Origin of the sequence: Acinetobacter sp. LCT-H3, from assembly GCF_001866125.1 — a bacterium.
GTDB lineage: Bacteria > Pseudomonadota > Gammaproteobacteria > Pseudomonadales > Moraxellaceae > Acinetobacter > Acinetobacter schindleri.
In genome coordinates this window covers 74249-97586 of the sequence record NZ_MODX01000004.1, presented here as the reverse complement: position 1 = coordinate 97586, position 23338 = coordinate 74249, and the positions used below count along the sequence as shown (strand labels likewise).

Here is a 23338-nt window from a genome sequence, read left to right as displayed (position 1 = left end):
TTAGTTCTCCTCCTTGTAGTCAGCAACAGCGTGTAGTTCAGGCGTTGCTTGTGGCGCCCATGCAACTGGACGATCAGTATCCAGCTCAAAGCTAGAAATCGCATCTTTCACTAAACGCGCATCTACTTCACCTTCGTCAGCCAGTTTCTTCAATGTAGCAACCACAATATGAGCAGCATCTACACCGAAGTAGCTACGAAGTTTGGCACGTGTATCGGAACGGCCATAACCATCAGTACCCAATGCAACGAATGGGCGGTTGTCTGGAAGGTAGGCACGGATTTGCTCACTATACGCACGCATATGGTCTGTTGCAGACACCACGATACCTTCAGTACCACGGAGCTGTTTCGATACCCATGCTTCTTTCACGTCTTCAGCCAGCGGATGCAAGCGGTTGTATTCTTCACACGCCATACCATCACGTGCCAGCTCGTTGAAACTGGTTACGCTGTATACGTTTGAATGGATTTGATATTCTTCACGCAGGATCTTCGCAGCTTTGATCACTTCACGCAGAATCACACCTGAACCAAGCAACTGGACAGTAGCTTTCTCGTCTTCTTCCAGCAGATACATACCACGTTTGATGCCTTCTTCAACACCTTGTGGCATTGCAGGATGCTCGTAGTTTTCGTTCATTACGGTTAAGTAGTAGAACACACGCTCTTGATTCACGTACATACGCTTCAAGCCATCGTGAACAATCACGGCAAGCTCATAACCAAAGCAAGGATCATAAGAAATACAGTTTGGAATCGTATTCGCAAGAATATGCGAATGGCCATCCTGGTGCTGTAAGCCTTCACCATTCAATGTAGTACGACCCGCTGTTGCACCCAGCAAGAAGCCTTGTGCTTGCGCATCACCTGCCGCCCATGCAATGTCAGCAATACGCTGGAAACCGAACATAGAGTAGTACATGTACATTGGAATCATTGGCAGGTTATTGGTTGAATAACTGGTTGCCAACGCAGCCCAAGCACTCATCGCACCCGCTTCATTAATCCCTTCTTGAAGCATGTGACCGTCTTTTGCTTCACGGTAATGCATCAATTGTTCCTGGTCTTCAGGCGTGTATTTTTGACCATGTGCAGCATAAATGCCCAGCTGACGGAACATACCTTCCAGACCAAATGTACGTGCTTCATCTGGAACGATTGGAACCACGCGGTCTTTGATGGCTTTTTCTTTCAATAATGAAGAAATTAAACGAACCATCACCATGGTGGTTGATTGTTGCTTACCGTTAGAACCTGCAAGTACTGCGTCAAATACCGACAGTTCTGGAATCGCAAGCTGTTCGCTTTCCTTACGACGTGCAGGCAGGTAACCACCGAGCGCCTCACGACGTGCCTTCATATATTTCAACTCAGGCGAGTTTTCGCTTGGACGGTAGAATGGAACTTCTTCTAACTGCTCATCAGTAAATGGCAAGTTAAAACGGTTACGTACATATTTCAACGACTCAAGCTGCATTTTCTTGATTTGGTGAGTCTTATTCACCGCTTCAATTTCTTCAGACAGGCCATAGCCTTTCACTGTTTTCGCCAAGATAACGGTTGGCTGACCTGTGGATTTCATTGCTTCTGCATAGGCTGCATATACTTTGAATGGATCGTGACCACCGCGGTTCAAGTTATCGATGTCTTCATCACTTAAACCTTTAACCAGCTCTTCAGCTTCTGGGTATTTACCAAAGAAGTGCGCACGTGTATAAGCACCACCTTTTACTTGATAACGTTGGTAATCGCCGTCTACCGCTTCTTCCATAATCGCTTTTAGAGCGCCAGTTTCATCTTTGGCAAGCAATGGATCCCAATGACGGCCCCAAACGACTTTAATGACGCGCCAGCCTGCACCACGGAATAGCGACTCAAGTTCCTGGATGATCTTGCCGTTACCACGTACCGGGCCATCAAGACGCTGCAGGTTACAGTTGACCACCCAAATCAAGTTATCTAACTTTTCACGGCCAGCCAGAGAGATTGCACCGGTACTTTCTGGTTCATCCATCTCACCATCGCCCAGGTAAGCCCAGACTTTACGATCTTCTTCCTTGATCAAGCCACGGTTCATCAAATACTTTTGAATGTGTGCCTGGTAGATCGACATAATCGGACCCAGACCCATCGATACAGTCGGGAATTGCCAGTAATCCGGCATCAAATATGGATGTGGATAAGAAGGTAAGCCAACGCCATCTACTTCACGACGAAAGTTATTTAAATGGTCTTCCGTTAAACGGCCTTCCAGAAATGAACGTGCATAGATACCCGGAGCACAGTGACCTTGATAATAGATCATGTCACCGCCGAAGTTGTCGCTATTGGCACGGAAGAAGTGGTTAAAGCCTACATCATATAATGTTGCGGATGATGCAAAACTGGCCAAGTGGCCACCTAGATCATCGCCAGTTTTGTTCGCGCGAAGAACCATCGCCAGTGCATTCCAGCGGATCAACGCACGAATACGGCGCTCCATGTCCTGGTCACCCGGCATAGGTGGTTGTTCTTCAACAGAAATCGTGTTTAAGTAAGGAGTATTTAAACGCTGAATGGGAACATGCTTAGCAATCGCGCGCTGATAAAGTTTCTCTAATAAGAAAGCTGCACGCTCAGTGCCCATGTGTTGCAAAACAGAGTCAAAAGCGTCTTGCCATTCTTGAGTTTCTTGCGCGTCTGTATCGCCATAAAACGCCATAATCTACTGTTCCTAAAGATCTACATTAATCGTTTATATGTATCATATTTAGGGCAGTGACAGGTATCGCCCACGCTGAATGCGCGAATGCCAGGGTATTTAGCAGCTAAATACCTATTGATCATTTATTACACAAAGATACAAATCTGAGTCAGTAAAGAATCAAAATTATACATTGCTCATATTTTTTAGTGATAAATTAAGACCTGAAAGCAATAAATCTCCAGTTTCTCTCATTTTAGAAAGAGACCAGAGATTTATTACTTTTAAATATGGATGTGCTTTTTCTGTAGGTGTTATGTACAGGGTAGCTTAAATGACCTGACAGGCCTTATGGCAGCATGGCAAGATAAGTTGAAGGATTCTTACGCTGACCGTCTTTTACTACTTCATAGTGTAAATGCGGGCCTGTACAGCGACCTGTACATCCTACGTTGGCAATGTGCTCACCTGCTTCTACGCGATCACCCACACGTGCAATCAGACGTGAAGCATGTGCATAACGAGTTAGGTAACCATTACCGTGATTAATTTCCACGTATTGGCCGTAACCTGTACCCCAACCTGACTTGGTCACAATACCAGGCCCCGTCGCATAGATCGGTGTACCGCTTGGTGCAGACATATCCAGACCAGAATGGTTTTCAGCGCGACCATTCATGGTACGCCCACCAAAGTCAGAGCTGACACGTTTCAGGTTTGGCAGAGGATGTGCAACTAACCAGGAATATGGAGAAGATGAAAAACTTGAAGAAGATTTAGATGTAGACTTAGAAGCGCCGTACTTTTTCTCAATCGTTGCATTGTTGAGCTCAACTGGCTTCTCACGGAGCTGAACGCTTAATTTGGTTTCAGCAGGGATATAAACATCATCTGATTGTGTATAAGCGCCCTGTGCTAAAGTCCGTGTAAGCTGCTCAAGACGATCGACGGATCCACTTTCCTGATTTAGATCCACTAAATCTGCGAATGCTACAGAAGCAGCTGAACTCGCCAGGGAAAATGCCAACAAAATACGTCGCAAATGCATAAAAAACCTCTCTAAAACTGTTTTAATCGAGTTCCTTGGGTGATCTCTTCCTTGATATCTACCGAAAAGAGCGCATAAGATTAAGGCATAATCATGTAGGAATGATGTATGTCTGAACCTGTCAACGTTTTTCAACAAACAAGAAAACACATAAAAACAGGAAACTTCTCGTTTCTCTCATCACAAGTTGCTGCATGGCAGAAACTTACAAAACTCATTCAACCTTTGTTGCCCAAACCGGAACAGTGGCAGGTTGTCTGCTATCAAAATGGTGTGTTAACGCTTACTGGTGAAAACCAAGCTATGATTTCTCAGTTGGCCTACTTACAGAAGCAATACGTTTCACAACTCTCTCAAATTAGCGAATTAAAGGACTTAACCAAACTACAAGTGTGTTTACGAAATCCATCCAAAACACCTTTGATTACAGAGAAATCCGAAAGAGCCTTAAGCCCAGAAACACAGGATATGCTCCGTAGTGCTGCTGACTTTATAAGCGACCCTAAGCTTAGCCAAGCTTTACTACGTTTGGCAAGCAATAAAAAATAACATACAAATTAAATCATGTTGATTTACAATGTAAATTGCGAGAACCAGTTCTCATTCTATATTGTTATAATATAACATATACACTAAAAGACAATGACTTATGTCACATTCACATAAGGAATTGGACAAGTTTCAATGTCATCAAATGTTACAATTTCATAGCTATCCGGATCACTGCTGACATTACGCAAAAGCTGGTTATTTAAGGCATGGCCTGACTTGTAACCGTCGAATTTAGCGATAATCTGGTGACCCATCAGATATAAGTCACCGACAGCGTCCAAAATCTTGTGACGCACAAATTCATCTGAAAAACGTAGCCCTTCTTCATTGACTACCCCAGTTTCATCCACGCCAATTGCGTTTTCCAGACTTGCACCAAGTGCCAGATTATTGGCTTTGAGATAATCCAAATCTTTCATAAAACCAAAGGTACGTGCTTCACTGACTTCATATACAAAGGTTTCAGTAGAGAAGTCGATGGTGGCAGACTGATATTCTTTCTTGAAAGCAGGATGATCAAAGTCGATGGTGAAGTTAAGCTGAAAGCCTTCATGTGGGCTAAAAGCCGCACGCTTATCATCAATAAGCGCTTCTACAGGTTTGATGATTTTAATAAATTTCTTTGGTGCCTGCAGTTCCTGAAGTCCACCTTGCATCAGCAGATAGATAAATGGACCGGCACTGCCGTCCATGATGGGCACTTCAGAAGCTGATACTTCAATAACCAGGTTATCGATGCCCAGACCGGCAATGGCACTCATGAGATGCTCAATGGTACCCACTTTGGCATTTTCCTGAACCAGATTCGAGCACATGAAGGCTTCCTGGATCAGCATGGCATTGGCGGGTATATCAACTGGTGGATTCAGATCGATGCGTCGAAATACAATTCCCCCATCGGCATGGTGTGGCACGAAGTTAATCATGACTTTCTGCCCACTATGAAGACCGATGCCGCTCGCTTTCACGACACGTTTCAGGGTACGCTGTTTCAACATGCTTTTATCATCTGTTCATCAACAAAACCGCTATACGGTAGCATATTTAGCCATTGATAAAAAACAAAAAGGTGGCCCTAAAACCACCTTTTCTGTTGAAACATCGTAAACACATATTGTTACATATTACTTACGCTGTTGATTTTTAAGATAATCCTGAATACTCATTGGCGTTGGACGTGGGCTTGAAACAGAGGCAGCCGGCGTCGCTGCCGCACCTGTACCAGTTTGTTGACGCTGAATCGCTGGCACATCATCTTCATCTACTGCAGCCGGTGCTGTTACAGGACGTGACTGCTGTACATTGGTACGTTTCGCAGGCTCAGCAGCATCTGCCGAGTTACGGGTCAGACCTGTTGCGATTACAGTTACGCTAATTTCATCACGCGCATCTGGATCAAATACGGTACCATAGAAGACTTGACCTTCGTCCAGATCCACGATCTGGTTCACAACATCGGTAATTTCTTCAATTTCACCAAAGGTTACATCATCACCACCAGTCACGTTAATCAGGATACCTTTGGCATTCATGATAGTGACGTTATCCAGTAATGGGCTGCGAATTGCCTGTTCAGCTGCCTGGCGTGCACGGTTTTCACCACGACCAAGACCTACACCCATCATGGCATAACCACGTGTGCTCATCGCTGTTTTCAGATCGGCGAAGTCAAGGTTGATATGACCTGGACGTACCACAAGATCAAAGATACTGCGTACTGCATTTAACAGAACGTCATCTGCCTTCTTGTAAGCATCTTTCATCGAGATGTCACGGAATACTTTCAGCAGGCGCTGGTTTGGAATGATGATCAGGGAATCCACGTGCTGTTCCAGGGCTTGAATACCTTTCTCAGCGGACTGTAAACGGCGTTTACCTTCAAAGTTGAATGGCGTAGTAACGACACCAACTGTCAGGATACCCATTTCTTTAGCAATTTCTGCAACCACTGGTGCCGCACCGGTACCTGTACCGCCGCCCATACCAGCAGTCACGAATACCATATCTGTGCCTTCAAGATGCTGGCGGATCAGTTCACGGCTTTCTTCTGCTGCCGCTTGACCGACTTGTGGGTTTGCACCTGCACCTAGACCACGGGTACTTTGTTCGCCCAGCTGAATTTTAAATTCAGCTTCCATGCGATCCAGTGCCTGTTTGTCAGTATTGGCACAGACAAATTTTACACCCTGGATGTCTGATTGCAGCATATGCTGTACAGCATTACCACCCGCACCCCCTACACCAAACACAGTGAAACGGGCTTGACCAATGCTATCGTCTTGATCGTCTTCAAAAAATTCAAATGAGGCCATGACCTATAAAATTCCTAATTTAGTACTGGCAGTCACTAAGCCCGTATACTGCCCTGATCTTAATAAAAAATTGTTTTTAAGAATGCTGCTCCACAACTCAGTTGTCAAGTGCAGGCATTTTTTACTACAACTTCTCAACAATATTCACAATAAATGTCGACTAAAAAATTGACTTCAATGTTTCATTAAAGCCTGACCAAGCACGTTTAACGCGCTGAGTCACTGACAGTCTTTCATTTTCTTCCGATTCTACGATGGTTTCCTGCGCGTCACTCTGGCTGAACATCAGCAGACCTGCAGCTGTAGCGTACTGCGAACGACGCAGCGCTGCCTGATGTGCTTCATCTGCATGTACTGGCGCTGGCGGATTACCCAAATGCGCCGATATACCTAAAGTGCGGCGTACATAGCTGACCATACCTTCAATATGGCTGGCATCACCCGTTAATACCACACCATGGTACAGCCCCTGCATTGCACCACTGTTTTCCAGTTCATCACGCACCAAGCCCAGAATTTCACTATAACGCGCAATAATAATCTCGGTCAGTTCAATCCGGCTAATAGTCTGCGGACCATCAATACCCTGGAACTGAATCATATGGTCCGGTTTTACCACTTTCAGATCGACACAACCATATAACAGCTTAATACGTTCAGCTTCTTCAGTGGTAGTCTGTAACACCGCTGCGATATCACGTGTTACATGTTCTCCACCACGCTGAATGGTATGGGTAAGTGCCAGACGACCATCCAGATAAACTGCAAGATTTGTGGTTCCGGCACCGATGTCGACCAGACATACCCCATACTCTTTTTCATCTTTCAGCAAGCTGGCTTCAGCAGTGGCCAGACATGATACCACCATGCGCTCTACACCAATATTGGCACCTTTCAGGGCACGGTCAATATTCTGCATGGTGCTAATTGGCAACATCATTAAATGATAATGCCCAGTCATGCTGTGCGCCGACATACGGATCGGATTCAATACCCATTCCGGTGCATCATCCAGCTCAAAACCTAGTGGAACTGCGCTAACCAGGTAATGATCTGAGATCTGATGACTGGCTTTGGCCAGTTCAAGCGCACGCACCACTTCACTGGTGGTAATTGTATGTTCTGTATTGTCAACTGAAGTACGGCCTGAAGCATAAAAGCTTTTCAGCTCCGCACTTGGAATTGAAATCCAGGCTGAATGTACACGGCATTCCGCCATGTCTTCCGCTTCTTGAACGGCATTTTTTATTGCGGTAATGACTTTATCGAGACTTACAATTTTCCCTTTATTCATGCCTCGGTTACGAGCAGTCGCCATCCCAATGACCTGGATATTGTCTGGCGCATGTACCTTACCAATCAAAACTGAAACTTTGTGCGTCCCAATGTCAATCGCAACAACTGAGGGAACAGCTTCATTCATTATTCGTTACTACCATTACCTGTGTTTAATTTATGGCTCTAAGCCTCTATTTTTCAAAGCCGAACATTATGGCTTTACTGTAACGCCGTTCTCAACGCCGGTGTCATTATTCGTTACAATAAAATGACCATTTTGTATCTTTGGTGGAACTGCATTCTTCCACTGAATCGCAAGCCCATTTCTATAGCGCAGATCAATTGAAGAAATTCTAGACCAAACTGGCTTCAAATCGCTATAGGAAAGATGGCTAAGACGTTGCAGCTTGCTCATGGTTTGATCCTGATCCACAATCACGCGTAATCCCGAATCAAACTGCATAAACCATGTCATGCGCTCTGTTAGATATAATTCTTTTAAACGAATGCCATGCGGTGCGAACAGCTGATTAATTTCGTTATAGCGACGCATCATGGTTTTGGCCTGGCTGGCAGGACCATGCAGTAACGGTAATTCAGGATAACTGCGAGGAAGTACTTCAGTAAAAATTTTCCCGCTATCACTGAGCAGACGTCCAGTGCCCCAACGTGCAATTGCATGGTGCGGCATTACCCTTACCCGAATTGCATTCGGCCAGGCACGTGATACCACAACACGATCTACCCAAGATAATTCTAGAGTTTTATCACGGACTGATCTTAAATCCGAGGTAAAATAATTTTCGGTAATAATTGGCGATACATGTTGCAGGATCTGACGTTCTTCTGCCACCGAACGAAAACCAATCACCTCAAGCTCTGCTACCTGGGCATCGGTCATCACACGATAGAATCCCAGTATTCCTGCAGCAAGTACTACAAACGCCACACACAGCAGTAACCAACCACCTAGATTGGCCATTTTTTCTTTTCGTGTGGGCGGCTTGTCGTGAATTGATGTAATCGCAGCACGTTTGCGGCGCATGGATGCAGGAAGTTGAGCCATATCTTAGTGAGCCACACCGTTCAGAGTTTGTTCCAGAATCGCCACACATAGCGCTTCAAAACTATAGCCTACTGCTGCTGCCGCTTTTGGCACCAAAGAATGACTGGTCATGCCTGGCACCGTGTTCACTTCCAGTAGCCAGAACTTACCGTCCTGATCCTGCATGGCATCAATACGACCCCAACCGCTAGCACCTACTGCCTGGAAAGCCCGTAAAGCCAAGGCTTGCAGTTCTTTTTCTTCTGTTTCGCTTAGACCGCATGGAATGCCGTACTGTACATCATTACGGTTATATTTGGCTTCATAGTCGTAAAAAGCCACATCTTCTGGTGGTTGCAAACGAATTACCGGAAGTGCCTGACCATTTAACAAAACAATAGTGAATTCACGACCGGTAATCCATTTCTCTGCCATCACAATGGCATCATGTTCAGTCGCTTTCGCAATGGCAGTGGCGAAGTCTTCGATTTTCTCAACCTTGCTCATACCAATGCTTGAGCCTTCATGCACTGGCTTGATAATCAGTGGCAAGCCCAGTGCTGCAACGATTTCTTCAGCATTCGAATCTTTGGTCACAATACGGTAAGGTGCTGTTGGCAGTTCTGAACCTTGCCAAACCTGCTTGGTTTTAACCTTGTCCATACCAATCGCTGAACCCTGTACGCCTGTACCGGTATAAGGAATATTCAGCCACTCCAGTGCACCTTGAATCTGACCATCTTCACCACCACGACCATGCAGCACAATGAAAGCACGATCATAAGCCGTCAGCTCCGTGATGCTACGCTCCTGAGGATCGAAGCCTTCGGCGTTCACCCCAGAACGCAGCAATGCCTCAAGCACTGCCGTACCACTGTCTAGCGAAACCTCACGCTCTGCAGATTTACCACCAAGCAATACGGCAACTTTTCCGAATTTTGAAGCATTTGACACGTTTATATCCTTAAACTTTTAAATCTGGTCAATTCTATCTGAGCCACACACGGCGACTACTTTACATATAGATGATTCTGAGCAAGTTCAATTGAAATTGCACCTACATTACCGGCACCCTGAGTCAGCAGCAGGTCATTTGCTTGTAGCACATTTTTCATGACATTGCTGAGGTTTCCTTCAACCGGATCAACCAGAATCGGCTCTACCTCACCACGCAGACGAATACTGCGCGCCAGAGCACGGCTATCTGCACCAACGATTGGTTTCTCCCCTGCTGAATAAACTTCTAGTAATAACAACTGATCTACCGTGGACAATACATCAACAAAGTCTTCAAAACAGTCACGGGTACGGCTAAAACGGTGCGGCTGGAACATCATTACCAGACGACGGTCTGGATGGCTGGCACGTGCCGCCTTGATGGTTGCTTCCACTTCTTTAGGATGGTGACCATAGTCGTCCACCAGCTTCACATCACCGCCTTCAAGCTCAAACTGACCTTGCACCTGGAAGCGACGACCAACACCGCTAAAGCTTTCTAAGGCACGGCAAATCGCAGCATCAGAAACGCCTTCATCAGTCGCAATACCAATTGCTGCCAGTGAATTCAGAATATTATGTGCACCCGGCATATTGATCGTAACACGCAGCGGCTCACGATCTTTACGCAATACCGTAAAGTGCGACTGCATGCCATCCTGTTCAATATCAACTGCACGAATGTCATTGTCTTCATTGAAACCATAGGTAAGGAGTGGGCGACCGATCCGCGGCATAATTTCGCGTATATTGGCATCATCACCACATACCACGGCTAGGCCGTAGAACGGAAGTTTTTGCAGGAACTGAACAAAAGTATCTTTCAGCACGTCAAAGCTGCCGCCATAAGTATCCATATGATCAGCATCGATATTGGTGACAATCGTCGCCATTGGTTGCAGGTGCAGGAAAGAGGCATCTGATTCATCTGCTTCTGCCACGATATAACGACTGGCACCCAATGCAGCATTCACACCCGTACGATTCAGCAAGCCACCGATCACATAGGTTGGATCAAGATTTTCTTCGGCCAACATACAAGTCACCAGACTGGTGGTTGTCGTTTTACCGTGAGTACCTGCTACTGCAATACCGTGACGGTAGCGCATCAATTCACCCAGCATTTCAGCACGGCGAACCACTGGAATACGCTTTTCAATCGCAGTCTTAATTTCCGGATTTTCAGGATCAATGGCGGTTGAAACCACAATGACATTGGCACCCTGAATATTTTCAGCGGCATGACCGATGTAAACCTTAATTCCATTTTCTTCCAGCTGAGCCGTGGTTTTGGACGCTTTAATATCTGAACCAGAGACTTTATAACCCTGGTTTTTCAATACTTCAGCAATACCACACATGCCAGCACCGCCGATCCCCACAAAATGAATGTGTTTGATACGGCGCATTTCTGGCACTTTGATTAATTTTTTCGCTTGGTCAGCTGGAGTTGATGGAGACATAATTTACTCGGTTTACAATTCTTGAATTAAACGAACCACGTGTTGGGTTGCATCTGGTTGAGCCTGCTGGCGTGCTTTTACAGCCATTTCCATAAGAAGCTGGCGATTCAGCATCGGTTCCAGCAACGCTTTTAAACTGTCTGGGGTCATTGTGGCTTGCGGGCAGATTTTTGCTGCGCCAAGATTTGCCAGGAATCGGGCATTGGCGGTCTGGTGATCATCTACCGCACTTGGTAATGGCACAAAGATTGCGGCCACGCCTGCTGTGGCAATTTCAGTTACGGTCAACGCACCGGCACGGCAGATAATTAAGTCCGCATCGCTATAGGCCTGTGCCATATCTTCAATAAATGGCTGTACTTCAATATTTAAAGTTGCAGGTGCATCAGCATAACGGGCACGGGTCGCATCTGCATGATTTTGACCACACTGATGATAAACATTCAATGGGACATTCAGCTGTTTTAAGGCTTCAGGCACACATTCATTGAGTGCCTGAGCGCCCAGTGAACCCCCGACAATTAAAATACGCAGTGGCTGGCCAGCTTTTTCCCGTTCCTGATAACGCCAGGACGGATTGAAAATTTCAGTAATTTCTTTACGTACCGGATTGCCTGTAGTGACAATTTTATCCTGGGCCGGAAAAGTATTCGGAAATGCCTGACAGACTTTTTTGGCAATACGGGACAGCTGGGTATTGGTAAAACCGGCTACAGCATTTTGCTCATGAATAATCACGGGAATGCCCAGCATTCGCGCTGCTAGACCACCTGGACCGGCGACATAGCCACCAAAACCGGCGACAGCATCCACCTTCAGCTGTTTCATATACTTCATGGCGCTAAGAGTGGCTTTTAGAATTTTAAACGGTGCCACCAATTTACGTACTACGCCATTGCCGCGCACGCCTTGAATATCAATCTGATAAATTGGAATATTATGGTTTTTTAAAAGTCGGTTTTCCATGCCTGCCGGAGTTGCCAACCAGGACACTTTGATCCCCTGCTGTTCTAAGTCTTTTGCAACGGCTAACGCTGGAAATACATGTCCACCGGTACCTGCGGCCATCATCATGACATGTTTAGGCTGTTTTTGCTGAGCATCGGTCACGGTCTAATTCTTCAATTCTAAAATATAAACAGGATGTGTAATTTAAGTCGTCAATTGTAATCACAATCGCTAAGCCATGAAAGTTTATTTACTTTATTTCAACGAGCGTTTCATTGTTTTTTTTCACACGATTTTAAAGTTTAAACTGTATTTATAATCAGGTCTGCATTTTTATTCAATTTTCAGAAAAAAAACGGATTTTATTAATTGATTTCAATGATTTCTTTTTTATAGATATAAAACAGATTTTATCGCAGGATGAAGCGAAAACATTATTGCACTGATCACTATTTTTCAGACCTAAACTTAGGTCTAAACAGCATGAAATTTATTCTTTTTCTATGTTATTTATATTCTTAATAAATAACATCAATTCTTTAATGAATTGATTTAACAGATAAAGCGATGACAGATGTCAAAAATTTCAGTGCATGATAGCTGGGTGATCCTGGCAGGTTATCTGGCTGCCATTCATGTCGGCAAACTCTCTGCCGTAATTCCAATTTTGCAGCAGGACTTAGGACTCAGTTTTACCCAAGCAGGTTTTTCCCTGTCTCTGGTTCAGGGCGCAGGCATGCTGTTTGCACTCAGTATTGGTGCATTCTCTGAAAAATTTGGTCTAAAACGTTGCCTGATTCTGGCGCTAACGATTCTAGGGTTCAGCAGTATTGCCGGACTCTGGACTCAGCATGTCGCTGCATTATATTTTTTTCGTTTTACTGAAGGCATCGGCTTCCTGACCATCTCCCTGTGTGCACCAGCCATTCTGAAAAGGATCAGCCGGCTAGAACATCTGAATTTCAAGATGGGGCTGTGGAGTTCCTATATGGGTGTAGGGGTGAGTCTAGCCGTTCTGTGTATTCCGATATTGCTGGAATGGCTGCATTGGCAGACCATCTGGGTTTTACTCGGTGGATTGTGTCTGTTGATTGCCTTAATGGTACATCGTTATCTGCATCTTGAACCGCAAGTACCTACCTCTGAAACCGCATCATCATCGGCTACCAGTTCTTCTTTCTGGGAAATTGTTCGGGTCACCATTACTCATCCACCAATTTTATGTCTGGCGGTAATTTTTGCCTGTTATACCAGTCAGTGGCTGACTGTAATCGGCTTTTTACCGAGTATGTATGTCGCGAATCAGATTGATTTAAAAACTGCAGGTATATTGGCTTCACTGGTCGTGGTTTCCAATCTGGGTGGTACCTTTGGTGCCGGTATGCTGTTGCAACGTGGCTGGCAGCCGAAAACCCTGCTCTGGACTGGTTTTATCAGCATGATGCTGACCAGCTTTCTGGCCTTTGCTGCTCGTTCCTGGTTGATGTTGGAATTACAGGTACTGAGTGCTGTATTGTTTTCACTGATTGGCGGAATTATTCCGACGACTGTTTTTGCCATTACTCTGAAATATGCACCTCAGGCCAATGCCGCGGCAGCCAGTGTCGGCCTTGTTCTTCAAGTTTCGGCATTTGCACAGTTTTTTGTCCCGCCACTGAGTGCATCACTGGTTTCTGCGACCGGACAATGGGCCAATATTGCACTGGTTACTGCCTGCCTTTCGGTACTCGGTCTGATGATGAGCAGCTATCTGTTCCGATGGCATGGTAAATAAAAAGAGCCTCAATGGAGGCTCTTTTTATTTATAATTACAAAACTTAGGCCTGCTTGACCCCTGCTTCCAGCACATCAAACAGGTCATCCGCAATCGAAGTCCCAAACTGGGTATCAATTTCACGGATACAGGTTGGACTGGTCACGTTAATTTCAGTGACATAGTTACCAATCACATCCAGACCCACGAAGACCAGACCTTTTTCACGTAAAAATGGGCCAACTTTTGCAGCAATGGCTTTATCATTTTCAGTTAAAGGACGCGCTTCCCCCAGACCACCTGCTGCCAGGTTGCCGCGCACTTCACCATTTTGGGGAATACGTGCCAGACAATAAGGTACCGGTTCACCATTTACCATCAAAATACGTTTATCGCCTTCAACAATTTCTGGAATATAACGCTGTGCCATGATGGGCTGAGTCCCATTATTGGTCAGGATTTCGATAGTCGAACCGATATTTACTCCGTCCTGATACAGACGAAAAATCCCCATTCCCCCCATGCCATCTAAGGGTTTAACAATGACATCACCATGATCTTTAATGAATTCACGTATCAGGCTTTGTTGTGAAGTCACTAAAGTTGGTACTTGCAGTTCCGGGAACTGGGTGGCAAACAGCTTTTCATTACAGTCACGCAGGCTTTGCGGCTTGTTAATGATCCAGGCACCTTCACGTTCAGCCTGTTCCAGGATATAAGTTGCATAGACAAAATTCATGTCAAAAGGTGGGTCTTTACGCATTAACACCACATCATATGCCGCGATGGATTCTTTACGCTTTTCACCTAATTCATAGTAATGATTATAGTCTTCAAACACTTGTAGTGGTGAGATCAAACCAAATGCTTTACCCTGATCAATATACAAATCTTGCTGTAATGCATAACCCAGTTCATGACCACGGCGTGCGGCTGCCCAAAGCATCGCCATGGTTGAATCTTTTTTCAGGTTTACATTTTCGATGGGATCCATCACAACAAGTACGCGCATATTTCTGTGCTCTTTTTTCAAAATGAATTTGGCAATGAGTATAGCCGAGATTATTCTTTTGTTTATTCAGATTTTGCATGAGTATGTATGCATTCTTGTGTTAAGGATGAATCTAAAGATGTTGCAAGCTATCGTCGGTTTTCATTTAGATGAGGAAAATCATTGGGTCGCTGAACTGGCCTGTGGACATGGTCAACATGTACGGCATGATCCGCCCTGGCAAAACCGTCCCTGGGTCATGACTGAATCAGGTCGAAGGGAAAAACTGGGCATAGAACTGGACTGCAAAAAATGTGAGGAAACACAGCAGTCCGATAAAGATGATTGATTAGAATAACCCTGACTGCTCATCACAAGCTTTCTAATTTTTAAATAAATCTTTCAGCTTCTTTGGAATATTTAAGCCATCTGCATTGTTAAGTGCTCCTGTATTATTGCCAAATCCCTGCAGAACTTTTATGCTTAAAAATAATACGCATTCTGCGATTCAAGGTGCTTCGTGCTGCAACGCTTTTTTCAACAGGCCTGGTTTATCCTGCTGATGGTTTTTGCCATCGGCTGGGGCACTATGTCTGTAGCATCCGCGAACTCCATGCATCTGATTCAAATGCAACAACAGCCTTGTGCCAAACAAATGGTACATGGTGATCAGCACGCCTCACAGATGGCTACCATAGAACATGCAACGTATGCTCCCGCTTCTCAACACTGTGATAATCAAGCTTCGACTCAACAACATGAATGTCTCGATTGCAGCTTTAGTGCCTGCCAAAGCATGATGAGCTGGTTAAATACCGAACCGCAGCCGTTGACTATATTGCACCCCTACGAAGCCAATACCGAACTTTCTTTCCCTTATACTGCCCGTCACCTTAGCGGTTACTGGCAAGATATTCTCCGTCCTCCCAAAGCCTGATCCAAATTTTTAAATATTTTTAATAAATTTCAGGATCAAGTTATGTCTATCAAATTTCGTCACAGCCTGCTTGTAGGCTTATGTGTGATCTCGTCCTCTGCTTTTGCTGCAGTGAAAGAATATCATCTGATTATTGATGAAGGTAAACTCAATCTGACCGGTAAACCTGTGCAGCGTATTACCGTCAATGGTCAGTTCCCGGCTCCGACACTTGAATTTACAGAGGGCGATGAAGCAATTATTCATGTACAAAACAACCTGAACAATCAGGATACCTCGCTGCACTGGCATGGCCTCCTCCTGCCCGGACTGATGGATGGTGTCCCCGGATTTAACGGTTTTCAGGGGATCAAACCGAAACAGTCTTTTACTTATCGCTTCAAGGTTCGTCAAAACGGCACCTATTGGTATCACGCACATTCCAAAGGTCAGGAACAGGATGGCCTCTATGGCGCATTGGTGATTCGCCCCAAAGCACAGACATTACTACCTCCACATGAACAAACCGAGCGGGATTATGTGGTGATGCTGTCAGATTTTCACGAACAAAGCGGCCAGCAGATTCAGAACAATTTAAAAAAATCGGCCGAATATTATCAGAACCAGCGTGAAACCTTGGGCGATGTACTCCAGCAGGTGAAACGTGATGGCCTGAAGGCCACCTGGTCAGACCGCAAGATGTGGAACCAGATGCGTATGCTGAAAACCGACCTATCTGATGTTACCGGTTATACCTTTCTGGTCAATGGAAAAACGCCGCAACAAAACTGGAGTGGCCAGTTCCAGCCCAATGAAAAAGTCCGCCTGCGTTTCATCAATGCTTCTGCCATGTCGTTTTTCGATGTGCGTATTCCCCAGCTGAAAATGACCGTGGTCAGTGCCGATGGACAACCGGTGCAGCCGGTCAATGTAGATGAATTCCGTATCGGAACCGCTGAAACGTATGATGTGATTGTGGAACCCACTGCAGCGCATTACCAGATTGAAGCGGAATCGATCGACCGCTCAGGCTTTGCCATTGGCAGTCTGCATCAGGCAACTGATTCAAGTAAAGCCCCGGCTCCGGTTCAATTACCAACACCGCGCCCTCGTGCCTTATTGACCATGGAAGATATGGGACATGGCGAACAACATACATGTCACATGACACACACAGCAGTCAGACCATGCAGACTGCCACAAGTGAACATGATCAACATGCCCAGCACGACATGCATGCAAGTCATAATGCCATGTCCGGAACCAATCAGCCTCATCAGCCGGTTGAGGGCTGGGCCAATATGTCTACGCCTGCAGGGCACAAAGCCTTGCAATATCAAGACCTCAAAGCCCTGACACCACAACCTGATACCCGCGCAGCAGAACGTGAACTGGTGATTCGTCTGGGTGGAACTATGGAGCGCTATATCTGGACCATGAATGGTAAAAAATTCAGTGATGCCGAGCCACTTCAGGTGAAATATGGCGAGCGGATCCGGCTGAAATTTATCAATGACAGCATGATGGCCCATCCGATGCATTTACATGGCATGTTTATGCAGCTGGAAAATGGTCAGTCTGCTGCAAATATGCCAAATAAACACACTGTGATTGTGCCGCCCGGGAAAACGGTGACTACCCTGCTCACAGCAGACGAACTGGGAGAATGGGCAATTCACTGCCATCTGCTCTATCACATGAGTGCCGGTATGATGAACAAGCTGATTGTGGCACAAGTTGATGCAGATCAAACATCTCACCCTTCTTCACAAAAAATGCCTTCAAAACCAGCAGCAGCTGAAGGAGCAAGCCATGCACATCACTAATCTTTTTGTAAAGTCAGTGCTCAGCAGTGCGCTTACCCTAAGCAGTCTGAGTATTTTTGCGGCAGCTTCTAGCGATCATACAAGCCATGCTGAACATCAGCATCATAGCGGACATCATGCCATGCAAAACATGGCTGATAACCACGCACAGCATACTGGAACAGCAGATGCCTCATCCTATCAACCACCAAAGTTATCACATCAACAGCAGGCGCTGAGCACACCACAAAATTCAGTCAGTTCTGCCAGCCAACATGACCACCGTAAAGAACATGGCGCACAGATTTATAGCCAGATCATTCTGGACCAGAAATGGCAGCATAGTTCAGAGGGAAATGGGGCATTCAAGTCCAAGAACCAAGCCAGAATTGGCACGGATGAAAATAAAATCTTCCTCAAGTTAGAAGCCGACAAACAGGAATCCCATCCGGCCGAATATGATGCCAACGTGCTGTATAGCCGAAATATTTCTGATTTCTGGGATGTGCAGACCGGGGTGCGCTATCGGCAGGAAAATTTAGCCGAGCCTTCTACAAACCAGCAGAACGAGCGCTTCGATGCAGTATTTGGCCTGCATGGCCTGGCCCCCTACTTTTTCGAAACGGATGCTCATGTCTATGTCGGTGAAGATGACTTTGTCGGATTAAAACTGGAAACAGAGCGTGACCTGTTACTGACTCAGAAACTGATTATGCAACCCTTTGTCGAACTGGATGTCATCCTGAATGATCAGGCAGCGAATGCGAAAAAAACCGGCCTTAGTCATGCCACCTTGGGCCTGGAAACACGCTATGAACTGAGCAAAAAGCTCATGCCTTATCTGGAAGTGGGTTATGAATATAGTAAAGGCAACAAACAGACAGCCTGGCAGCAAAGCTCTGATTCTGAAAAAGGCTGGATCTATGGTGCAGGTCTAAGAATGATGTTCTAAATTTTTGATACAGAAAATTATGCAGCTACGGGATATGAAGCTCCATTTATGCCCCGTAGCGCTATGGCACTATACATTTGGCTGAGAAAGATTTTTTAAGCCTATGAACTGTACATGCGATGTTTTTCTGCACTTTCCCGCTCATTAAAAGACTTGTTATTTTGCGAAAAACTAGTCTTCATCGCCTTGATTTCCACTGTTACTTTTAGCAACCAAAGTGCCTAACATAATGATAAAGGTACTCACACCGCCAATTAACAGGCTCATCAGCCCCATTTCCAGCATAAAATTGCTATCGCCAGTCTCAGGGGCACCCCATAGAAATTGAAGACGATCGCCAAAAACAAAATTGATTGTACATACAATCAGAAAACCAATCAAGGTGGCAATCAGTAAAGTGACCACCAAGTTCTTCCACATTTTACATCCGACGAACAGGATGATCATGGCCAGTCCAACCACGGTGATGATGGATATAAGTAACACACTGTTCCAGTAATCCATGAGACTCACTCGTATTTGGTTTTAAATTAAAATCAAGAAATTCTTATAGTTAATTTTTCCAATTGAATTTTAATATAGGTGGATTTTTATACACAAACAATGACGATAACTATCTTAAAACTATAAATACTAATTTACCCAAAGTTATAAAATACACTGACTTAGTAAAATCTTGCTGGGTACTGAACGATTTTGATTAACATAAAGTAACACAAACACAACGTGTATTTATTGTTTAGCTTGGTTAAAGCTTAAATACAACCGATAAAGCTCAAGCAAACAGCTTGAAATTCTTTAAAAAACAAGAATGGAGCCACTTTTATAAGAAAAATAAATAATAAATATAAAAAACTTGAATATTTTCTGATTTAGGCTATGCTGTCTTTAACTAGAAAAAAGCGTTGTTTAGTTAAGCTTCTTTAAGTGCCGCAGTATTATTTATAATCCTCCGTTTTTTCAGATCTTTATTTCAATTCTTGTTGTTTTTCCAAGTTATCCATAGTCATTTTCATGACTAAAATTATTAAAATTTAACAGGTTATATTATGTCTACTACAGTTACCGGTACAGTAAAATGGTTTAACGAAACTAAAGGTTTTGGTTTTATTCAACAAGAATCAGGTCCTGACGTTTTTGCTCATTTCAAAGAAATCAGCAGTTCTGGTTTCAAAACTTTGTTTGAAGGTCAACGCGTTTCTTTTAGCGTGGTTGATGGTCAAAAAGGTCCAAATGCGATCAATATCGTTGCGCTATAATTTAGCCCAGCAATAAGAAAAAGCACCTTCAGGTGCTTTTTTTAGCACTGAAGATTCATAATTTTGGTGAAAGGTTTTCTGATTGTCTGTTTAGCTTATCAAAAGTGAATTTTTAAGAATCATGTTTCTGAATCACTGCTGCTCAGTTAGACTTTATAAAAGATAAAAATGAAAAACCCCTAGCATCCTGCCAGGGGCTTTCCGTATGGGTTCGCTTGGTATAACTCCTGTCGTACCTTACTTTCCTTGTATTTATCTATTGTTATTCTTGTGTGGAACCTCCTATTCCTGTTAAAGCTATCATAGGAAATTTCCACTATTCAAAACAGCCGCAAAGTGCTGGAATTGATGTAAGCCAATGCTTACAAGAATAGACAGAGATAATAAATTTCAAATGTTTAGCAAATTGAACATCTACAAAAAAAGGAAGCTCAAGCTTCCTTTTCTATGCCAATCTAGGCTTAGATCCCATATTTAACACGGTAATCTTCCATTTTCGCCAAAGCTGCTAGGTCGCCTTTCGCTTCCAGATAGTCCATTAAATCCTTCATGGTAATTAAGGCATGTACAGGAATCTCAAGCTCTTGCTGCACTTCCTGAATCGCAGACAGTTCGCCCTGACCTTTTTCCTGACGGTCTAATGCGACCAGCACACCCGCGATTTGCGCACCGGCATTTTTCAAGATGGTGACCACTTCACGAATTGCAGTACCTGCTGTAATCACATCATCAATGATCCAGACTTTTTTACCTTCTACAGCAGCACCAACAAGTACACCGCCTTCACCATGATCTTTGGCTTCTTTGCGGTTAAAGCCCCAAGGCACACTCACGCCATGATTTTGCGATAATGCAACTGCGGTTGCCGCCACAAATGGAATACCTTTATATGCAGGACCAAAGATCACTTCAACATTGTCACATTCAGTCAGTTTTGCTGCATAGCCAGATGCCAGGCCAGTCAACGCTTCGCCATCATTCAGCAAACCTGCGTTGAAAAAATAAGGACTCACACGACCTGATTTTAAAGTAAACTCACCAAATTTAAGCACACCGCGTGATAATGCGAGTTCGATAAAAGCTTGCGGGTTAAACTGAGCTGGCGTTGACATGAGGTGCTCCTAAATCCATTAATTAAGGTAAGACTTGCGCATGATACCAAAGAGTAGCTATCCAGGTGATCAAAAAATTCTTCGTGTCGTTTCAATTAATGTCAACGGCTTACGTTCATCTGTCACCAAAGGTCTATTGGAATGGATAGAACAGTCTGATGCCGACGTGATTTGCATGCAGGAAAGCCGGATCACGCATGCGCAGTGGACGGACAAATTCAAGCCTGAAGGCTGGTATACACACCTGTTCCCGGCTGAACGTCCAGGTTATGCCGGTACCGCCATTTATAGCCGCCTGCCTTTTGTTTCTCTGACCGATGGTCTGGGCTTTGAACTGGCAGATTCTCAAGGCCGCTTTATTGCTGCCGAATTTGACTTAGGTTTAGAGAAAACTGCACATATCTGTTCGCTGTATCTGCCATCCGGTTCATCGGGTGATGAAGCACAGGCACGTAAAGATCACTTCTTGGATGAATATAAAAAGATCCTGAAACAATGGCGCGACGAAGATAAATCTATCATTGTATGTGGTGACTACAACATCGTGCATAAACGCATCGACATTAAAAACTGGTCAGGTAACCAGAAAGCCTCTGGTTGCTTGCCACATGAACGCGCCTGGCTGGATCACATCTATGATGATCTGGGCTATGTCGACACTTTCCGTGAAGTACGCAAAGAAGCTGAGCTATACTCATGGTGGTCGAATCGCGGCCAGGCCCGTGCCAAAAACGTAGGCTGGCGAATTGATTATCAAGCCTGTTCACCCGACTGGAAAGAGCGTACCGTAAATGCCTGGGTGTATAGAGATGAATGGTTTAGTGACCATGCTCCAGTAATTATTGACTACAAACTTTAATCCAATAGATAAATTCAGTGAACAATTGTTCACTGATTTAGTGTTAATCACTTACATAACAAGACGTATTAACAGCTATTTTTAAAGCTAAATACGGAGCATTATACTTACACGGCACAAGGACATGTCAGGATGACAGCAAAAGGACAGGAAGCCGTAGGAAGAAATAAAACAGACTACAAGATTTAGCTTGTTTTGCATGGATGTGACATCGGACGTTGAGATGAGACCCGCATAATCAGGATGATTAGATGCGGGTTTTCTCATTTTAGCGCCTCTATTAGCCGCTTCTCATTTCTTTTTATTTCGCGCCTTTATCTTGATTACTATTTTGCACAAATCAGATGTCAATTTCATGACATTCCTGTATCTGCTATGTATCTATTTTTATCTCATTTTTTACTTTGGGTTTTCTTCATAGTCATGGTTGTAATCATTAAATTTCGCTAAGCTACAGTAAAATTTAGATGGGTGATGATCATGTTGAAGATCTATGGAATTAAAAATTGTAATTCAATGAAGAAAGCATTTGATCTGCTGGGTGAACTGGGTTTGAACTATGAGTTTCATGACTATAAAAAACAGGGAGTCGATGCTGAAACTGTAAAGACCTGGCTGGATACATTGGGTCAGGAAGTTGTGCTGAATAAAAAAGGTACCACCTGGCGCAAACTCAGTGAAGAAGAGCAGCAAACCGCCTTGGCAAATGAAGAGAATCTGCTTGCTGCCTTAATGACTCATACCAGTCTGATTAAACGTCCAATTCTGGCAACTGGTTCAGGTTTTATCGCGGGTTTTGATGAGCCTGCCTATCGTGCGCTGAATAATTAAAGCGAACTGATAATAAAGTTCAATATAGCAACCGATTTATAGCTACAAAAAAGCCTGACAATCGTCAGGCTTTAACAGTCTCAGACTCAGAATCAGTTTGCACGAATCCAGGTCTGGTTACGGCCCAGCGCTGCTACACCAATAAAGCCACGTAGTTGCAGCTTCTTACCACCATCAGCCAGGTTACCTTTTAGCTTATAGGTCTTACCTGATTGCGGATCAAGAATCGAACCACTTTCATAGTTGGTACCGCCAACATTTTTCAGACCTTTAACAATGGTCAGGCCTTTTAGAGATTTGTTGTGATATGGACCTTCACATTTTGTGCAGGCATTTTCTTCACCTTTGGTCAAAACCTTCTGAATGCTGGCACTTAACGTCCCATTGCTTTGTTCAGTAAATTTTACAATCGCCTTTGGCTGATTGGTTTTGTCATCAATTGTTTTCCAGACTGTTCCGTTTAAAGGATCTGCGGCATTCGCCAATGCACTTAAACCCAGTAGTCCTAACATAAGCGCGATTTTTTTCATTTT

Annotated in this window: 21 protein-coding genes and 1 pseudogene; 9 read left to right on the top strand and 13 right to left on the bottom strand. The window is 44.4% G+C overall.

All coding sequences use genetic code 11. The features are described from left to right. Positions 1 to 2703: a pyruvate dehydrogenase (acetyl-transferring), homodimeric type gene (aceE, locus tag BK820_RS03895; protein WP_071320160.1), complete on the bottom strand. Its 2703-nt coding sequence runs from the start codon at positions 2701 to 2703 to the stop codon at positions 1 to 3. Positions 2704 to 3034: 331 nt separating this feature from the next. After that, positions 3035 to 3733, bottom strand: a complete 699-nt coding sequence (locus BK820_RS03890; protein ID WP_004813747.1) for a M23 family metallopeptidase — start codon at positions 3731 to 3733, stop codon at positions 3035 to 3037. Between the two features lie 108 nt (positions 3734 to 3841). Between BK820_RS03890 and BK820_RS03885 the strand changes: the two genes are divergently transcribed. Beyond that, positions 3842 to 4282 (top strand): DciA family protein, encoded by a 441-nt coding sequence (locus BK820_RS03885; protein WP_048882179.1) that lies wholly within the window; start codon positions 3842 to 3844, stop codon positions 4280 to 4282. Positions 4283 to 4380: 98 nt separating this feature from the next. Here the strand turns inward: BK820_RS03885 and lpxC are convergent, their stop codons facing one another. The 7 genes from lpxC to murG form a co-directional block, all read right to left on the bottom strand. Beyond that, entirely contained in the window at positions 4381 to 5283 is a 903-nt protein-coding gene (gene lpxC / locus BK820_RS03880; RefSeq protein WP_071320159.1) for a UDP-3-O-acyl-N-acetylglucosamine deacetylase, read from the bottom strand. Positions 5284 to 5409: 126 nt separating this feature from the next. Beyond that, positions 5410 to 6597 carry a cell division protein FtsZ gene (gene ftsZ / locus BK820_RS03875; RefSeq protein WP_071320158.1) on the bottom strand — a complete coding sequence of 396 codons (1188 nt, stop codon included), beginning with the start codon at positions 6595 to 6597 and terminating at the stop codon, positions 5410 to 5412. Positions 6598 to 6757: 160 nt separating this feature from the next. Continuing rightward, on the bottom strand, positions 6758 to 8020 hold the full coding sequence (ftsA, locus tag BK820_RS03870; RefSeq protein WP_004813755.1) for a cell division protein FtsA: 1263 nt from the start codon (positions 8018 to 8020) through the stop codon (positions 6758 to 6760). A gap of 66 nt (positions 8021 to 8086) precedes the next feature. Then, complete coding sequence (locus BK820_RS03865) at positions 8087 to 8941, bottom strand: cell division protein FtsQ/DivIB (RefSeq protein ID WP_004890774.1); 855 nt, start codon at positions 8939 to 8941, stop codon at positions 8087 to 8089. 3 nt (positions 8942 to 8944) lie between these two features. Then, positions 8945 to 9874, bottom strand: a complete 930-nt coding sequence (locus BK820_RS03860) for a D-alanine--D-alanine ligase (RefSeq protein WP_004813759.1) — start codon at positions 9872 to 9874, stop codon at positions 8945 to 8947. A 56-nt stretch (positions 9875 to 9930) separates the two neighbouring features. Further along, positions 9931 to 11379 (bottom strand): UDP-N-acetylmuramate--L-alanine ligase, encoded by a 1449-nt coding sequence (gene murC / locus BK820_RS03855; protein WP_004890776.1) that lies wholly within the window; start codon positions 11377 to 11379, stop codon positions 9931 to 9933. A gap of 12 nt (positions 11380 to 11391) precedes the next feature. Then, entirely contained in the window at positions 11392 to 12489 is a 1098-nt protein-coding gene (gene murG / locus BK820_RS03850; protein WP_004890779.1) for an undecaprenyldiphospho-muramoylpentapeptide beta-N-acetylglucosaminyltransferase, read from the bottom strand. A gap of 412 nt (positions 12490 to 12901) precedes the next feature. Here murG and BK820_RS03845 point away from each other — a divergent pair, with 412 nt between their 5' ends. Next, a complete protein-coding gene (locus BK820_RS03845; protein ID WP_004890782.1) occupies positions 12902 to 14101 on the top strand; it encodes an MFS transporter in 1200 nt (399 codons plus the stop codon). Positions 14102 to 14144: 43 nt separating this feature from the next. Here the strand turns inward: BK820_RS03845 and gshB are convergent, their stop codons facing one another. Then, the gene (gshB, locus tag BK820_RS03840) at positions 14145 to 15092 is read right to left on the bottom strand and encodes a glutathione synthase (protein ID WP_004890785.1); all 948 of its coding nucleotides are present in this window, start codon (positions 15090 to 15092) and stop codon (positions 14145 to 14147) included. 118 nt (positions 15093 to 15210) lie between these two features. On the opposite strand from gshB, the gene BK820_RS03835 reads away from it, so the two are divergent. From BK820_RS03835 to BK820_RS03820, 4 genes and pseudogenes are all read left to right on the top strand, one after another. Continuing rightward, positions 15211 to 15420 carry a DUF3565 domain-containing protein gene (locus tag BK820_RS03835; protein ID WP_004813770.1) on the top strand — a complete coding sequence of 70 codons (210 nt, stop codon included), beginning with the start codon at positions 15211 to 15213 and terminating at the stop codon, positions 15418 to 15420. Positions 15421 to 15591: 171 nt separating this feature from the next. Continuing rightward, positions 15592 to 16008 (top strand): hypothetical protein, encoded by a 417-nt coding sequence (locus BK820_RS03830; RefSeq protein ID WP_071320157.1) that lies wholly within the window; start codon positions 15592 to 15594, stop codon positions 16006 to 16008. A 42-nt stretch (positions 16009 to 16050) separates the two neighbouring features. After that, positions 16051 to 17813 (top strand): annotated as a pseudogene (locus BK820_RS03825) (copper resistance system multicopper oxidase). Next, positions 17800 to 18744, top strand: a complete 945-nt coding sequence (locus BK820_RS03820) for a copper resistance protein B (RefSeq protein WP_071320156.1) — start codon at positions 17800 to 17802, stop codon at positions 18742 to 18744. Before BK820_RS03825 ends, BK820_RS03820 begins: the two are co-directional and overlap by 14 nt. A gap of 171 nt (positions 18745 to 18915) precedes the next feature. Here the strand turns inward: BK820_RS03820 and BK820_RS03815 are convergent, their stop codons facing one another. Then, positions 18916 to 19248, bottom strand: a complete 333-nt coding sequence (locus BK820_RS03815) for a hypothetical protein (RefSeq protein ID WP_071320155.1) — start codon at positions 19246 to 19248, stop codon at positions 18916 to 18918. 545 nt (positions 19249 to 19793) lie between these two features. On the opposite strand from BK820_RS03815, the gene BK820_RS03810 reads away from it, so the two are divergent. Continuing rightward, positions 19794 to 20003: a cold-shock protein gene (locus tag BK820_RS03810; RefSeq protein ID WP_004281299.1), complete on the top strand. Its 210-nt coding sequence runs from the start codon at positions 19794 to 19796 to the stop codon at positions 20001 to 20003. Positions 20004 to 20464: 461 nt separating this feature from the next. On the opposite strand, the gene pyrE is transcribed toward BK820_RS03810, so the two are convergent. Then, on the bottom strand, positions 20465 to 21115 hold the full coding sequence (gene pyrE / locus BK820_RS03805) for an orotate phosphoribosyltransferase (RefSeq protein ID WP_071320154.1): 651 nt from the start codon (positions 21113 to 21115) through the stop codon (positions 20465 to 20467). A gap of 40 nt (positions 21116 to 21155) precedes the next feature. Between pyrE and BK820_RS03800 the strand changes: the two genes are divergently transcribed. Together BK820_RS03800 and BK820_RS03795 are read left to right on the top strand one after the other, a co-directional pair. Then, positions 21156 to 21974: an exodeoxyribonuclease III gene (locus tag BK820_RS03800; protein ID WP_071320153.1), complete on the top strand. Its 819-nt coding sequence runs from the start codon at positions 21156 to 21158 to the stop codon at positions 21972 to 21974. A 480-nt stretch (positions 21975 to 22454) separates the two neighbouring features. Then, positions 22455 to 22805 (top strand): Spx/MgsR family RNA polymerase-binding regulatory protein, encoded by a 351-nt coding sequence (locus tag BK820_RS03795; protein WP_005220539.1) that lies wholly within the window; start codon positions 22455 to 22457, stop codon positions 22803 to 22805. 92 nt (positions 22806 to 22897) lie between these two features. Here BK820_RS03795 and BK820_RS03790 read toward each other — a convergent pair whose 3' ends face one another. Then, complete coding sequence (locus tag BK820_RS03790) at positions 22898 to 23335, bottom strand: DUF2147 domain-containing protein (RefSeq protein WP_004813793.1); 438 nt, start codon at positions 23333 to 23335, stop codon at positions 22898 to 22900. Positions 23336 to 23338 lie beyond the last annotated feature (3 nt).